The organism is Bradyrhizobium sp. CCGB01 (assembly GCF_024199795.1).
Taxonomy (GTDB): domain Bacteria; phylum Pseudomonadota; class Alphaproteobacteria; order Rhizobiales; family Xanthobacteraceae; genus Bradyrhizobium.
In genome coordinates this window covers 471,661-487,122 of sequence record NZ_JANADK010000001.1, presented here as the reverse complement: position 1 = coordinate 487,122, position 15,462 = coordinate 471,661, and the positions used below count along the sequence as shown (strand labels likewise).

Annotated in this window: 13 protein-coding genes; 6 read left to right on the top strand and 7 right to left on the bottom strand. The window is 64.4% G+C overall.

Annotated features, from left to right (window positions below; all coding sequences use genetic code 11):
- Nucleotides 1-6: 6 nt before the first annotated feature.
- The 5 genes from ugpA (at nt 7) to NLM25_RS02195 (ending at nt 3,927) form a co-directional block, all read left to right on the top strand.
- Nucleotides 7-888 (top strand): sn-glycerol-3-phosphate ABC transporter permease UgpA, encoded by an 882-nt coding sequence (gene ugpA, locus NLM25_RS02215; protein WP_254135865.1) that lies wholly within the window; start codon nt 7-9, stop codon nt 886-888.
- Nucleotides 888-1,736: a sn-glycerol-3-phosphate ABC transporter permease UgpE gene (gene ugpE / locus NLM25_RS02210; RefSeq protein WP_254135864.1), complete on the top strand. Its 849-nt coding sequence runs from the start codon at nt 888-890 to the stop codon at nt 1,734-1,736. The genes ugpA and ugpE overlap by 1 nt, the downstream gene beginning before the upstream one ends.
- Before the next feature lie 6 nt (nt 1,737-1,742).
- On the top strand, nt 1,743-2,828 hold the full coding sequence (locus NLM25_RS02205; RefSeq protein ID WP_254135863.1) for a sn-glycerol-3-phosphate import ATP-binding protein UgpC: 1,086 nt from the start codon (nt 1,743-1,745) through the stop codon (nt 2,826-2,828).
- A gap of 349 nt (nt 2,829-3,177) precedes the next feature.
- The gene (locus NLM25_RS02200; protein ID WP_254114711.1) at nt 3,178-3,603 is read left to right on the top strand and encodes an Hsp20 family protein; all 426 of its coding nucleotides are present in this window, start codon (nt 3,178-3,180) and stop codon (nt 3,601-3,603) included.
- A 51-nt stretch (nt 3,604-3,654) separates the two neighbouring features.
- Entirely contained in the window at nt 3,655-3,927 is a 273-nt protein-coding gene (locus NLM25_RS02195) for a DUF1150 domain-containing protein (RefSeq protein ID WP_011083553.1), read from the top strand.
- A gap of 89 nt (nt 3,928-4,016) precedes the next feature.
- Here NLM25_RS02195 and NLM25_RS02190 read toward each other — a convergent pair whose 3' ends face one another.
- From NLM25_RS02190 to NLM25_RS02180, 3 genes are read right to left on the bottom strand one after another with little or no spacing between them, the layout of a single operon-like run.
- Nucleotides 4,017-5,555 carry an AMP-binding protein gene (locus NLM25_RS02190; RefSeq protein WP_254135862.1) on the bottom strand — a complete coding sequence of 513 codons (1,539 nt, stop codon included), beginning with the start codon at nt 5,553-5,555 and terminating at the stop codon, nt 4,017-4,019.
- Nucleotides 5,556-5,613: 58 nt separating this feature from the next.
- Nucleotides 5,614-6,741: a DUF5938 domain-containing protein gene (locus NLM25_RS02185; protein ID WP_254135861.1), complete on the bottom strand. Its 1,128-nt coding sequence runs from the start codon at nt 6,739-6,741 to the stop codon at nt 5,614-5,616.
- Between the two features lie 36 nt (nt 6,742-6,777).
- Entirely contained in the window at nt 6,778-7,581 is an 804-nt protein-coding gene (locus tag NLM25_RS02180) for an SDR family NAD(P)-dependent oxidoreductase (protein WP_254135860.1), read from the bottom strand.
- Nucleotides 7,582-7,864: 283 nt separating this feature from the next.
- Between NLM25_RS02180 and NLM25_RS02175 the strand changes: the two genes are divergently transcribed.
- On the top strand, nt 7,865-8,503 hold the full coding sequence (locus NLM25_RS02175) for a TetR/AcrR family transcriptional regulator (RefSeq protein WP_254114715.1): 639 nt from the start codon (nt 7,865-7,867) through the stop codon (nt 8,501-8,503).
- Between the two features lie 67 nt (nt 8,504-8,570).
- Here the strand turns inward: NLM25_RS02175 and NLM25_RS02170 are convergent, their stop codons facing one another.
- The 4 genes from NLM25_RS02170 to hpf form a co-directional block, all read right to left on the bottom strand.
- Nucleotides 8,571-12,143, bottom strand: a complete 3,573-nt coding sequence (locus tag NLM25_RS02170) for a filamentous hemagglutinin N-terminal domain-containing protein (protein ID WP_254135859.1) — start codon at nt 12,141-12,143, stop codon at nt 8,571-8,573.
- 20 nt (nt 12,144-12,163) lie between these two features.
- Nucleotides 12,164-13,852: a ShlB/FhaC/HecB family hemolysin secretion/activation protein gene (locus NLM25_RS02165; protein WP_254135858.1), complete on the bottom strand. Its 1,689-nt coding sequence runs from the start codon at nt 13,850-13,852 to the stop codon at nt 12,164-12,166.
- A gap of 322 nt (nt 13,853-14,174) precedes the next feature.
- Nucleotides 14,175-14,636 carry a PTS IIA-like nitrogen regulatory protein PtsN gene (ptsN, locus tag NLM25_RS02160; RefSeq protein WP_063681444.1) on the bottom strand — a complete coding sequence of 154 codons (462 nt, stop codon included), beginning with the start codon at nt 14,634-14,636 and terminating at the stop codon, nt 14,175-14,177.
- Between the two features lie 222 nt (nt 14,637-14,858).
- The gene (gene hpf, locus NLM25_RS02155) at nt 14,859-15,458 is read right to left on the bottom strand and encodes a ribosome hibernation-promoting factor, HPF/YfiA family (RefSeq protein ID WP_254135857.1); all 600 of its coding nucleotides are present in this window, start codon (nt 15,456-15,458) and stop codon (nt 14,859-14,861) included.
- Between the last annotated feature and the right edge of the window lie 4 nt (nt 15,459-15,462).

Below are 15,462 nucleotides of genomic sequence, written 5' to 3'. Positions count from 1 at the left end.
CCCATCATGCAAAAACAGGCCATTTTCCAGTCGAAGCTATTGCCCTACGCGCTGGTTGCGCCGCAGCTCGCAATCGTCCTGATTTTCTTCTACTGGCCGGCCTTGCAGGCGGTGATCCAGTCGTTCCTGCTCCAGGACGCCTTCGGTCTGTCGAGCACCTTCGTCTGGTTCGACAATTACATCGAGCTGTTCAAGGACCCCGCCTATTTCGAGGCGATCGTCCGGACCTTCTTCTTCTCGTTCGCGATTGCGATTTCGTCGCTGTCTTTCGCGCTGCTGCTCGCGGTGATGGCCGACAAGCCGCTGCGCGGCTCGATGCTCTACCGCACGCTGCTGATCTGGCCCTATGCCGTCGCGCCGCCCGTCGTCGGCGTGCTCTGGATCTTCATGCTGCATCCCTCGCTCGGCGTGCTCTCGCGCTATCTGCGCGGCCTCGGCGTCGACTGGAATCCGCTGCTCGACGGCAACCAGGCCGCTGGCTTGATCATCCTCGCCGCCGCCTGGAAGCAGATCTCCTATAATTTCCTGTTCTTCCTCGCCGGCCTGCAAGCCATCCCGAGATCCGTGTTCGAGGCCGCCGCGATCGACGGCGCCCGTCCGATGCGCCGGTTCTGGACCGTGACCTTCCCGCTGCTGTCGCCGACCATCTTCTTCCTGCTGGTCGTCAACATCGTCTACGCCTTCTTCGACACCTTCGGCATCATCGACACCATGACCCGCGGCGGGCCGGGAACGTCGACGGTCACGCTGGTCTACAAGGTCTATTCCGACGGCCTGCTCGGCGGCAATCTCGGCAGCTCCGCAGCGCAATCGGTGATCCTGATGGTCATGGTGATCGTGCTGACGGGAATCCAGTTCCGCTTCGTCGAACGCAAGGTGACCTACTGATGGTCGAGGAAGAGGGTTTTCGGCGCTACATCGCTCACGCCATCCTGTGGATCGGGATCGCGATCGTCGCGTTCCCGGTCTACATCGCCATCGTCGCCTCGACCCAGGACAACGCGCTGATCGCGAACGGGCAGATGTCGCTGCTGCCCGGCGGCCATTTCTTCGAGGTCTACTACCAGACCATCTTCGTCGGCACGAGCGGCTCGACCCGCGAGCCCGTCGGCAACATGATGCTGAACTCGCTGGTGATGGCGCTGGCGATCGCGATCGGCAAGATCGCGATCTCGATCATCTCGGCCTATGCGATCGTGTATTTCCGCTTTCCGTTCCGGATGGCGATCTTCTGGATCATCTTCATCACGTTGATGCTGCCGGTCGAGGTGCGCATCTATCCGACCTACAAGATCGTCGCCGATCTGCACATGCTCGACAGCTATGCCGGCCTCGCCCTGCCGCTGATCGCCTCTGCGACCGCAACGCTGCTGTTCCGCCAGTTCTTCATGACGGTGCCGGACGAGCTGCTGGAGGCCTCGCGCATCGACGGCGCCGGCCCCTTGCGCTTCTTCTGGGATACGCTGCTGCCGCTGTCGCGCACCAACATGGCGGCGCTGTTCGTGATCCTCTTCATCCTCGGCTGGAATCAGTATCTCTGGCCGCTGCTCATCACCACGCGCGACGACATGCAGACCATCCAGGTCGGCATCCGCAAGATGATCACCACCACCGACGCGCTGACCGAATGGCCGATCGTGATGGCAACCGCCGTGCTGGCCATGCTGCCACCGGTGTTCGTCGTCGTCGCCATGCAGAAATTGTTCGTGCGCGGACTGGTCGAGACCGAAAAGTGAGTTTTCATGGCTAACGTCACCCTGCGCAACGTCCGCAAGACCTATACGGGCGGCTTCGAGGCCATCAAGGGCGTCAACGTCGATGTCGGCGACGGCCAGTTCTGCGTGCTGGTCGGCCCCTCCGGCTGCGGCAAGTCCACGCTGCTGCGCATGGTCGCGGGCCTCGAGACCGTCACCGGCGGCGAGATCGACATCGGCGGCCGTGTCGTCAACCAGATCGAGCCCGCCGATCGCGACATCGCGATGGTGTTCCAGAACTACGCGCTCTATCCGCATATGAGCGTCTACAACAACATGGCCTACGGCCTGCGCAACCGTGGCATGGCGGAAGCCGAGGTCAAGACCCGCGTCGAGGAGGCCGCGCGCGTGCTCGAGCTCGCGCCGATGCTGGAGCGCAAGCCGCGCCAGCTCTCCGGCGGCCAGCGCCAGCGCGTCGCCATGGGCCGCGCCATCGTGCGCCAGCCAAAAGTGTTCCTGTTCGACGAGCCACTGTCGAACCTCGATGCCAAGCTGCGCATCGCGATGCGGGTCGAGATCCGCAAATTGCAGCGCCGGCTCAACACGACGTCGATCTACGTCACCCACGACCAGCTCGAGGCGATGACGCTCGCCGACGTCCTGGTGGTGATGAACGGCGGCCAGGTCGAGCAGGTCGGCAATCCGCTCGCGATCTACGAGAAGCCGGCGACGACGTTCGTCGCCTCCTTCATCGGGGCACCGCCGATGAACCTGATGTCGACGCGCGCTGACGAGATCAAGTCGCAGCTCGGTGGCGGCGCGACCGAGGCCGGCATCCTCGGCATCCGCCCGGAGGATTTCGTCATCACCGACCAGACACCGGCCGGTGGCGTCGCACTGCCGCTGACCGTGGAAGCGATCGAGCGCGTCGGCGCCGAAACCTTCGTCTACGGCACGCGGGCCCAGGACGAGCAACGCGTCGCCGCCACCCCCGGCGAGCTGCCGCCCGGCGAAGTCATCGTCCGCATTCCAGGAACCGAGGCCCCCGCGATCGGCGCGAGGATCCGCGTCGCTGCTGTGCGCCAGAAACTGCATCTTTTCAGCGGCGACGGCCGGAAGCGGATCGAGGCCTGACCGGTTCCGAGGGCCGGCCAACAAAACTGCGAAAACAACCCCATGCACAGTAGCTAGGACATTGTTTTCATTGGGATAAATCACTCGCAGATTCATCATGCCCGGGCTTGTCCCGGGCATCCGCGTTTTTGGGCTGCGAGCAAGGTCGTGGATGGCCGGAACAAGCCCGGGCCATAACGATCCGGAAGCACTTTACGCGATATTGGACAGGCCACGGGGCCGAGACGCCAATCCACAGCCCCCGGCTACCTGCTTGAACCCCCACAGAGATATGCCCATATTACTGACCAAGGGGCGCCGCTTCCGGGCCCTGAAATGCCAAAGTCGCTTCGAGAGGACTTTGTAAACTATGTCTCGTGTTCCAACGCTTTCCAGTCCGTTCCTTCTGGGTTTCGACGAGATCGAGCGCGTGCTCGACCGCGTCGTCAAAGGCGCCGACGGTTACCCTCCCTACAATATCGAGAGGTGTGAACGGTCGGACGGCCAGCCCGAGCGCCTTCGCATCACGCTGGCGGTCGCCGGATTCACCCGCGACCAACTCGATGTAACCATTGAGGAAAACCAGCTCGTGATCCGCGGGCGGCAGCAGGACGACAAGTCCCGGCAATACATCCATCGCGGCATCGCCGCGCGCCACTTCCAGCGCACGTTCGTGCTGGCGGAGGGGATGCTGGTGCTGGGTGCGGATCTCAGGAACGGGCTGTTGTCCGTCGATCTCGCCCGGCCTGAACCGGAGAGGATCGTTAAGACAATCGCTATCAATGAGCACGAATAATGGAACGAGTAGCGGACTCGACCGCTTAGTTTCGAGAGAGGAGTCGAGACCATGAGTGAAGGTCACGTTGCGTTCGAATACGAAGCCAAGAACGTCTCTCCGGAGACGCTGGCAACCCTCGGCGAAGGCCATATCGCCTATGTGAAGCAGATCCGCTCCGAGGATGTGCCCGGGCTGTTTCCCGAAGCGCCGAAGATCGCGCCGGGCCTCAAGCTCTTCGCGCTGCACGCCGCCGACGGTACGCCGATCATGCTGACCGACAGCCGCGAAGCCGCTGTCGCGAATGCCTGGAGCAACGAGTTGCAGGCGGTGAGCGTGCACTGAGCGCTACGCGCGCGCAGCTAACGAATTCAAATGCGCGGGCATGCCTCAGGGCGGCCCGCGTATTTTTTTTGGCGCCTCGCAGGCGTTTGCTAGTCGCCTGAGCGACCTGCCAGCCGCGCGCGGATGTCCGGCTTCAGCACCTTGCCCACTTTGGAGCGCGGCAGGTCATCCCAGACTTCGATCTGCTTCGGTGTCTTGACGCTGCCGATCCGCTGCTTGACGAAGGCCGCCAGCGCCGTCGCATCGACGCTTTGGCCGGCGCGGGGCTGCACCACGGCGACGATCCGCTCACCCCATTTCTCGTCCGCCAGCCCGATCACGGCGCAATCCTGCACCGCCTCATGCGCCCGCAGCGCGTTCTCGACCTCGATCGAGTAGACGTTGAACCCGCCGGTGATGATCATGTCCTTGGCGCGATCGACGATATAGAGGTAGCCGTCGTCGTCGATATAGCCGATGTCGCCGGTGTGGTGCCAGCCATGCGCGGAGGCCTCCGCCGTAGCCTCGGGATTTTTGTAATAGCCCTCCATCACCAGCGAACCGCGGACTACGATCTCGCCGCGGGCGCCTGATGGCAGCAGATTGCCGTCGCCATCCATGATGCCGGCCTGCACCAGCGGGCTAATCCGCCCCGCCGAGGCGAGACGCTCCATCGCGATCGTGCCGTCGGCATTGTAATGCTCGCCAGGTGCCATCATCGAGATCATCATCGGCGCCTCGGTCTGACCGAACAGCTGCGCCATCGGCCCGATACGCTGGAGCGCCTCCGCAAGCCGCGCGGCCGAGATCGGCGCCGCGCCGTACCAGAAGCATTGCAGGGACCCGAGCTTCGCGGAGTCGAGCTTCGGATGATCGAGCAGCATGTAGATCACGGTCGGCGGCAGGAAGGTGTGCGTGACGCGATAGCGCTCGATCAGATCGAGAAATTCGGCGATGTCGGGGTGATGCATGATCACGATGCGGCCGCCGAGCGCCATGATCGGGAAACACAGCACGCCGGCCGCGTGGGTCAGCGGCGCGAGCGCGAGATAGATCGGACGTCCCTTGAAGGGATAGCCCATCAGCGTCAGTGCCGTCATGGCCTCGATATTGCGGCCCGACAGCATGACCCCTTTCGGCTTGCCGGTGGTGCCGCCGGTGCCCGGGATCATCGCGAGATCGTCGATCGTCTCGCGCTGGTAGTGGTCATCGGCAAAGCCGGCGAGCCAGCTGTCGAACGAGGGCGCAAAGGGTAACGCGGCATCGAGGCAGACGAGGGCGCGCAGCTTCGGCAGCTCTGCACGCACCGCCTCGACCATTGGCGCGAAGCTCGAATGAAATAGCAGCAGGCTGCAGTCGAATTGGTCGAGGATGAGCCGATTTTCGGCCGCCTCGTTTCGCGGATTGATCGGGCACCAGACCGCACCGGCGCGGGAAATGCCGAACACGCAAGCAAACGCGACCGGATCGTTGCCGGAAAGGATTGCGACCTTCTCGCCGGCAGCAATCCCCGATCGCGCGAGCCCGCGCGCGACGCGGTAGCTCAGCAACTGCACCTCGCGATAGCTGAGGTCGCGTCCATCCATGGTGAGGCACGGCGCGTCGGCGCCGAGCGAGGCACCTTTGTCGAGGTAATCGATGAAGCGCATGATCAACACCCGAAGCGGTAGCAGGTGACGCGGAGGTCCGCGCCACCCGCGATTTACCTTAATCGTTCACGGTCAGAACCGGCTTGCTGACGAGCCCGAAGCTGCGCAACTGCCCGAGCAGCTCGTGATGGCCGAACGCCTGGCAGCCGGAGGCGAACCCCACGCGCTTCGGCGGCTGCTGCAGCAGGTGCGCCGCGGCATAAGCCTGCAGCAAGCCGGTCTGCTTGTAGTTGCTGTTGCCGTAGATGATGCAGTGCGCGCGCCCCAACGGGCCGGAGGCATGCACCGAATCCATCGACTTGTTGACGCGCGGGTTCTCGCGCGGCGGCATGGTGTTCATCACACCGGCGGCGGTCTGCGCCAATGCGGCGTAGCGGTCGTCGGGATTCATGTCCTTGGTCGCCTCCAGCGCGGCCGCGACGATCTGCGGCACGCCCAGCATCAGCGCGCGATTGAACACACCGCCCAGCACCTTCACGTTGGCCACGCGCGGATCGCGCTTGAACCACACCGGGTGCGAGGTGCCACCCCAGGGCAACGCCAGCGCCAGCTCGTGCTGACCGGGGATGGCGAGGTTGTAGAGGCCGGCATCGGGCTGATGCTCGACATATTTGTTCTGCTCCAAATAGTAGGCCTTGGCCATCGCCGCGTTGACCAGGATGGTCTGCGTCGATGCGATGGTCGGGCTGCCACCCCAGAACACGGCAATGTCCAGCGTGTCGAGGCCTGGTGTCTCCAGGCACAGCTGCGCGGCGATCTCGCCGGTGGTGTACATCTGCGCGATGCCTGGCGCCAACAGCAGCCCGGCATTGGCGAACTTCGTGCCGAACTCCTGCTCGAGCGTGATCAGCCAGTCCTGCTCGCCGGTGGTGTCGGTGTAATGGCATCTGGAAGCGAGGCAAGCCTGCACCACCTCAGTGCCGAACTTGGCGAAGGGGCCCACGGTGTTGAGCACCACCGAGGCGCCCTTGAACAATTCAGTCAGCGCGGCCGCGGTGTGCGGCACCGTCACCACCTCGTAGTCGGCGGTCTCGATGCCGGCGACGTTCGACTTCATCGCGGCGTTGAGCTTCTCTTCGCTGCGCCCGGCGGCGATGAAGGGGATGTTGTATTCGCGTAAGTATTCGCAGACCAGCCGGCCGGTGTAGCCGGATGCGCCGTAGACGATGACGGGCTTCTTGCTCATTGCGATCCTCCGAAATGCTTGTTGTCGGCTTTGTTGTTACATGCCCATGCCGCCATCGACCGGCAGTCCGATGCCGGTGATGAAGCGCGCCTCGTTCGAGCACAGGAACACCGCGGCATCGCCGATGTCCGTGACCTCGGCGAGACGGCCGAGCGGGGTTTGCTCCACCACCGAGCCGACTGCGGCGTTGACGTCAGCCGCGAGCCCGACCTTGACGATGTCGTTGGCGAGCTGCATGCCCATGTCGGTCGGGATCAGCCCCGGATAGATGCAGTTTACGCGCACGCCGAAACCGAGCTTGCCGGCTTCCATCGCTCCGACCCGCGTCATGCGGTCAACCGCGGATTTGGTGCCCGAATAGACCGCGATGCTCGGGAAGGCGATCGTTGCCGCAACCGAGGCGATGTTGACGACGGCGCCGCCCTTGCCGGCCGGCCCGCCCGGGCGCATCGCACGGAAGGCGTGCTTCATGCCGAGCACGGTGCCGACGATATTGACGTCGCACATCCGCCGCGCGTCCTCGGCCTTGACCTCGGAGATCAGCGAGGTGATCTCGATGCCGGCATTGTTGATCAGGATGTCGTAGCCGCCGAGGGTTGCGACGGTATTGGCAACCGCCCGCTCCCATTGAGCGTCGTCGGTGACGTCGAGCTGGACGAAGCCCGTCGCGACATCTTCCTTCGCGATTGCGGCTGCGCTGGCGCGGCCGGTCTCCTCCAGGATGTCGGCGATCATGATCGAGGCGCCGGCTCGCGCCAACGCCTGCGCGATGGCCGCGCCGATTCCGCGGGCACCGCCGGTGACCAGGGCTTTCCTGCCTGCAAGGCTCTTGGCACTCATGACGCACTCCTCCGTTGCTGGTGATCGATCTTTTCGTGCTGCGCCCATCGGCGCGCACCAAGTCGATGGGCGCAGGCCTTTCGGCGGCACCCAGCGAAGCGTTCCTCCATGGTTGGACGTCTTGACGACTGTCCAAATTCTTGGTGCGAACCTCCGCCAGAATCTTGACACTTGTCAAGAACGAATTTGACAGTCGTCAAGGGAAGTGGTTGTGAGGGGATGGAGCATTCCGCGATCGACGCGGTATAAGTCCTTGAAAGAACGGGACTGAGGAAGGGACGAGATGGCGCGGCAGGTGACGGGAGCGGCCCGGCGTGTGGCTGATGCGGCCGAGGTGCTGCGCGACGAGAAGTTCAACGCGCGGCGCATCGAGCTTTCCGAGGCCGCGCTCGAAACGCTTGGAGAGCTCGGCTTCGCACGCACCAGCCTGCGCGAAATCGCGCAGAACTCGGCGTTCACGCACGGCGTGTTCCATTATTATTTCAGCGACAAGCTCGACCTGATCTGCTGCTGCGTCCGCCACTACAAGGCGAAGTGCGTGACGCGATATGACGATGTCGTCGCGACAGCAACGAGCCGCGACGAATTGACGGAGGGTTTCCTCGCCAAGCTCGCAGCAACCCTGCAGACCGAAGCGCGCATGCACCGTCTTTGGTACGATTTGCGCTCGCAGGCGATGTTCGAGGCAGCGTTTCGCAAGGATGTGCTCGAGATCGACAAGAGCCTGGAAGCGATGATCTGGCGTATCGCCTCCCGCTATGCCGAGCTCGGCGGCAAGCGACCAGCGTCGTCGCCGGCTGCGCTCTATGCGCTGTTTGACGGCCTATTCCAGAGTGCGCTGCTCAAGCACCTCGCGGGCGACAAAACGGCGATTCCCGAACTGCTCGACGAAGTCCGGCGCCTGCTGCCAACGGTCTGCTGAAGCGCACGAGCGGCGCCGGCGAAGGTCATTGCCTTTGCCGGGATAGCTGCGCGTAACGTTCGAGAGTTCACCTTCGGACGTCGGGCGTCGATGCTGTCACGAGATACAGCGATTGTACCGCTACGGGGGTGCTCTGAGGCAGCACGACCTCGATCGGCGCCTGGTCGTTCAGCCCGAGGGGCGCGGCAGGATCAGGTGGCGTGGCGCCGCAGACCGCGTTGCCGCCAGCCCCGAGCGAGCAGCCGCCCGCATCCCGCGAAATGATCGCGAGCCGGCCGCCGACATAGGTGATGTCGTAGTTCCCAGACGTCAGGCCCGAGGCGGTGATGCCATAGACCCCGGGATTGCGCGCACCCTGGGCCGAGCCGCCAAAGAGGAGCGTGCCTGATAGCACGGACGTCGCCTCGCCGTTGACGAAGCCGGAATAGGCCACGCTGCCGCCGGAGAACGGAACGCCGTCGGAAATCCTGGTGACGTCGTTCGCTGTGATGGTGAGTGCCGCCTTGTTGATGGTCAGCGAGCCGTCGACATAGGTGATGGCGTAGTTGGTCGAGGAGAGGCCGGAGATGCTCAGGGTGTACTGCCCTGCATTCACCGCGCCCTGCCCGCTGCCACCATAGTTGAGCGTGCCGGAGAGAACCGACGCACTCTCTCCATTCATGAGCCCGGAATAAGTGACGTTGCCGCCGGAGAACGCCACACCGTCATAGGTCTTGGAGGCATTTGCGGTGATGGTGAGCGATGCGTTGCCGATGGTGAGACCGACCGCGACGGATCCGACATAGACGGCACCGCCGGAGCTGGTCGCGTTCACAACGCCGGGACCGCTCAGATTGTAGCTCCCCGCCCCCAGCGTGGTGGTCACCGCGCTGCCCCAGCCGAGCGTGACGTGGTTCGCGTTCACACCGGTCGCGGTCAATCCAGCGAGCGAGGCCAACGTGCCATAGGTGGTGCTCGCCGAACCCGACACATTCACATAGACATCGTAGACCGTGTCGCCGAACACCCGCAGCACCGGCATGCCGTTGTTGGCGCCGCTGACGGACGTGCCCCACATGGTGACAAAATCGTAGCCCGCGTTGATGAACGTGAAGGGATCGCGCATCTGCGCGTTGGTGAGGAGAGCGCCGCCCGCGCAGGAGCCCGCGAAAACCGTGCCGCATACGGAGCTCTGCCCCGTGGTGTCGCGGTTTGCATAGCTCTGCGTGATGTTAGCACCCGAGATGAGCCCTATCAGCGCGCCAACATCGGTGGTCCCGGATACCGCGCCCGTGGCGTAACTCCAGTTCACCGTACCGCCGAAATTGTATCCGACCAGTCCGCCGACGATCTGCGTTCCCGTGACCGTACCCGTGGCGTAAGAATATTCTATATAGGGGTCGTCGTAGTTTTGCCCCACCAGTCCTCCAACTTGACGCGTCCCCGACACGTTGCCGGTGGCATAGGATTGACTTATCGAGCCGCCGGTCCAGTTCGCCCCCATTAGCCCGCCGACCGTGTCGATGCCGGAGACATTCCCCGTGGCATAGGATCGCAGCACCTGACCGTACGTGCTGTATCCCACCAGCCCGCCGGCAGCTGAGCCTACGGGCCAACTGTTACCTGTGCCCGACACATTGCCGGTGGCGTAGCTGTCGGTGATGAGACCAATGTTGCTGTACCCCAGCAGTCCACCGACAAAGACGCCGCCGGACACTGCACCGGTGGCGTGGGAGTGGCTAATCGTCCCAATCGCATAATCCGCCTGACCTGGTCCGATCCACGTTCCGAGATTGAACCCAACCAGTCCGCCGGCACCCTGGTCGATGGCGGACACATTGCCGGTGGCGTATGAGTTGGAGACGATCGTGGCGACCGTGCGCCCCGCGAGCCCGCCGACGGAGCCATAGCCCGCAACCGTGCCGGTTGCATATGCGTTGCTGATCGTGGTGAGCCAGGTGTCGCCCACTATTCCGCCGACGAAGGCGCCGCTGCCGGTCACATTGCCCGTGTTGTAAACGTTGCTGATGGTGGCGCCACCGGCGCTGCTCGTGCCGAGGTAAACCCAGATGCCGGTCAATCCGACCAGGCCACCGACGGAATTGTTACCCGTTACGCTGCCGCCTTCCAATCCGACATTGCGGAGGCTCGCACCATTGTCGATGTAGCCGAACAGACCGACACCGTCGGTAGTGGGCCGGTTGATGGTCAGATTGCTGACGACATGGCCAAGCCCGTCGAAAACGCCGCTGAAATAGGTGTTGCCGGCGCCTCCGATCGGCATGAAGCCCGCGCCGCCGTTCCAGCCCGCCGTGCTGCTGGCGTCGATGTTCGCGCCCAGCACGTAGTTGCCGGCAAGATTCGTATTGATGTTCTGCAAGGCGTTGAGATCGGTGATGACCGTGTAAGTGACCGGCGCATTGCTGCCGCTCTGGGTCTGGAACAGGCTTCCGGCCGCGAGATTGACCGGCGCATTGACGCTGTAGGTGCCGGTCGAATTGGTCTGCGCATATTGCAGCACGAGGCCGTCGAGGCCGGTCGTGCCGGTCGAGGTCAGCGGCGCATTGATGCTGATGGTGTTGTCGGCGCGAAGCGTGAGGATGTGCGATGCCCAATTGATCGGCGCGTTGACCGCGATGTTGCCCGCATCCGTGCCGCTGCCCGAGGTGGTCACCGTCACGTCGCCGCTCGCCAGCGCGGTCTGCAGGGCCGCCGCGTAATTGGCGTCGATGGTGATGTTGACGGGATCGATCAGCCAGCGTCCGCCCAGCGTGTCGACCTTCAGATCGGCGGCGAGCTTGACCTTGGCGGCGGATGTCTCGACGGAGCGCGCGCGCAGCGTGCCGCCGGCATTGACCTCGCCGTACCTGGAGTCGCCGAGCAGGAGGATGCGGCCGTTCCTGCTGCCGATGCTCGCGGCCTGCACCACGCCTGAATTGTTGACGACGCCCTTCATGGCATCGCTGGCACCTTTGGCCGTGAGAACGGCAAGCCCGCCATCGGCGCGGATCAGCCCCTTGTTCTCGACCAGGGTCTTGACGGTCGAGGCCTTGACCTCGACCGAGAGCAGGCCGTCACCATTGAAGTCGAGCAGCACGTCGGTGCCGGCCGCGAGCGCCGTGCTGCCGGCGATGGTGCCGGAATTGCTGACGCTCGGCGAGATCAGCGCCACCACCTTGCCGGAAAGGTTGCCTTCATTGCTGATCGCACCGCCGCTGCCGGTGAAATTGTAGCGGCCGGCCAAGAAATCCGTGTTGCTGATGCCGAGGGTGGAGGCGACGAAGCCGCCGGTCTGCACGCTGCCGGATTTGCCGATGGCAATGCCGTTCGGGTTGATCAGGAACACCTGCCCGTTGGCGCTGAGATTGCCGAGGATTTGCGACGGATCCTGCCCGACGACGCGGTTCAGCGCGACCGAGGACGCGCCGGGCTGATTGAAGGTCACGGAGTTGCCGGTGCCGATCGAAAAACTCTGCCAATTGGCGATCATCCGGTCGCTCGACTGGTTGATGGTCATGGCATTGCCGGACTGGCTGATCGTGGCCTGCCCCGATACGACCTGACCGCCGGTCGGCAGGGTCTGCGCCAGCGCTGGCGGCGTCAACATCGTGGTCGCGGACAGCGCGATTGCGAGCTGGATTCGCGGCAGGGTCGATGTCATGTCGTGCCCTCTCGAAAACGTCAGAAGCGGATGGCGGCTTGCAGCCAGAACTGGTCGCTGGACCTGACGCCATCGGCATTGACTTCGGTGATGATGGAACGGCCGGGATTGTCGCCCAGCGTGTGGGCCCAGCTTGCCGATACGTTCAGCCTTTCGCGCGCCCAGCGCGCGGCAAGCCCGGCGCTGGCGAGGCCGTAATCGTTGCAGCCGCACGCGGTGACCGGCGGAATGCCGTTCGGCGACACGTTGACCTTGACGTAGCCGCCGTCCACGAAGCTCGCCAGTTGCAGGCCGCCAAAGCGCGGCGGCAGCGGCGCGTTGTAGCGAAGCTCGAGCGTGCCGAGCACGCCCATGTCGCCGCGCCCCTCGCCGACGGGATAGCCGCGCACGCCGAACGGACCGCCCAGCGCAAAGTCTTCCGAGGAATCGAGATTCTTGTCCGCCCATTGTCCGTAGAGGCGGCCGAACAGCGCGAAGTCACCGGGCAGCGCCTGAAGCCGGGCCACCGTCGCATTGATGCGATTGAACTGGCCCTGCGTCCTGAGCCCGGCCTGGTCGGCCGCGAGCGCGCTCGCCACACGCGCGAGATCGAGATCGCCGAGCGTCCAGCTCACCGACCAGCTGGTGATGCCGCCGCCGAGCAAGGCATCGCGCCGGTCGCCGTTCAGGCTAAGCGTGGTGGAGATGGAGCGCTTGTCCTGAAGCGTCCCGGCGATGCTGTCGTCGACCAGCGCCTTCCAGGTCACGGCGCCGCCGAGCTGAAGGTTGAAATCGCGGCTGCGGATCAGGCTGTAGTCCGTGCCGCCATTGGCGAAATGAGCGAATCCGGTGAGACCGAGGGCCTGCCCGATCGCGTCGATGTTGTGATAGTCGAGATAACCGTAGCTGGCATTGGCCGTAAGGCCGCTTGCGCCGAGCGGCACGCTCGTCCCAAACGACCCGTACTCCTGTCCCTGCGAGACCGTGCCGGAGACGCGCGTGAGATCGCCCCAACCGGTCACGTCGGTGAATGTCACGAGACCGCTTCCTTGCGCCTTGCCGACATTGGAGCTGCCATAGTTGTCGGCCCAGAAGCTGACGCCAACGACCGGAGCCTGTTCGACACCGACGACGAGCCTGGTGGTGTTCGGCGCCTCGCCCGGCGCGAGCTTCGCATGCACGGACACGCCGGGCAGGTCGTTCATGCGCAGCAGCGCGTCTTCCAGATCCTGCCGCGTCACCCCGTCGGGCTTCAGCCGGCCCTCGATGATGGCGCGCAGCAAATCCTCGCGCACCCGTACGCCCTTGGCGCGGTCGAGCGTGATGGTCTTGAGCGCACCCTCGGCGATCTCGATCGTGACGATGCCGCTCGTGACATCCTGCGGCGGCAGCAGCGCGCGCGCCAGCAGCCGGCCGCGGCCCTGGAGCGCGGCCGTCACCTGATCGGCCAGCGCATAGAGCCCTTGGATGCCGAGGCGCTTGCCGCGCACCGAGGCAACGAGCTGCTCGCGCTCGGCCGGCGGCAGCAGCTCCACCTTGCCGGTGAAGCGAACGCCCTTCACGATGATGCGCTCGCCCCGGTCGGGGGTGGCGGCGGGCGGCTGCTGCGGTCGAATCTCGTCAGGAGCCGGCAGCCTTTCCTGCCGCTGCAACTCCTGCTGCCGCTGCATCTCGCGGAGCAGCGATCCAGCATCCTGCGCGACGGCCGGGACTGCGGTACCTGCTATCACTAGCCCGACCACAACAACCCTGCACTGCACCGCGCCAACCACTTTCATCCTGCGGGCCCGACCTTCGGGCAATAGGTAACGACATCAGCGAAAGCGCAGGACGGCGCGTCGATCCAGGCGCCACTTGCGTTCCTGGGCGTCCTTAGCGGACGCCGACATGGCGCGTTGTGCCGGACGTCTCAAATGGGGAAATTATTCGCGTGATCTCGCCGGTTGTTACGAGATCGCGACATCCCGCGCGCATGCGACGGAGATGGCCGGCGTAGATTGGCAATTGCGTGGGTCGATTCCGCTTCTCAGCGGGCGGCGAGGAAAAGCGAAGTTACGCCGCGGTCGCCGGCGGCAGCGCCAGCACCGAATAGATCGCCTGGGCGTCGCGCGAGGCGCGGAGCTTCTTGGCGATGTCCTGGTCGCGCAGCAGGCGGGCGATTCGGGCGAGCGCCTTGAGGTGGTCGGCGCCGGCGCCTTCGGGGGCGAGCAGCAGGAAGACGAGATCTACCGGCTGGCCGTCCATCGCCTCGAAATCGATCGGACGATCGAGGCGCGCGAACAGGCCAAAAATCTTTTCCAGCTTGGGCAGCTTGCCGTGGGGAATGGCGACACCGTAGCCGACTGCGGTGGTGCCGAGCTTCTCACGCTGCAGCAGCACCTCGAACACCGCGCGTTCGTTCTGCCCGGTCAGCTCGGCGGCCTTGGCCGCAAGCTCCTGAAGCGCCTGCTTCTTGCTGTTGACCTTCAATGCCGGGAGAATCGCCTCGGGTGCGACCAGATCGGTAATCGGCATGGAAGGTTTCCGAGGTGAATTAAACCGTCAGGTTCCGAATTGGCCAGCTTGGTCGAACCACGCCCGGCCGGCGTCGAGAAGGTCAAGCAGGAAGGGGACTTAGCCCCGATCCTGATGTGGGGCGCTTCTACTCCAACGCAATCCCGGTGCCAACTGCTGCGTGCGGCTTTGCCCCGGTCATTGTTAAAGGCTGCGGATGATACGGAGCCCAGGTTCCAGCCCTTAACCGTCCGGTTTGGCCCCCGGCGGGTCGATCCAGCCGACATTGCCGTCGGCCCGGCGGTAAATGATGTTCACCCGGCCGCTGGAGCCGTGCTGGAATACCAGGCAGGGCGCTCCGCTGAGGTCGAGCTCCATGACGGCCTCGCTGACCGACAGCTGCTTCAGCGAGGTCGTGGCCTCGGCGATGATGACGGGGCTGTAGCCGGTGACCTCGTCCTCGTCCTCCCCATCGCCCGGCGCCTCCAGCACGTAGCTCGTGGCATTCAGGGCGGCGAGGGCGGCGGAGGCGACATGGGCCTTGCGGGCCGAGCGGTCCTTGAGCCGGCTCTTGTAACGCTTGAGCCGCTTCTCGATCATCAGGAGCGCCTGGTCGGCGCTGGCATAGGCGTCCGGCGCGTTCGAATCGGCCTCGAGCGTGATCCCCGAATCAAGGTGCAGGGCACAGTCGGTACGGAAGCCGAAGCCGTCCTTGCTCAGCGTGATGTGACCGGAATAATTGCCGTCGAAATACTTGCGCAGGACCTCTTCAGTCCGGTCGGTCACGCGGCCGCGCAGGGCGTCGCCGACGCTAACGCTCTTTCCGGAGATTCTGAGAGTCATGTGA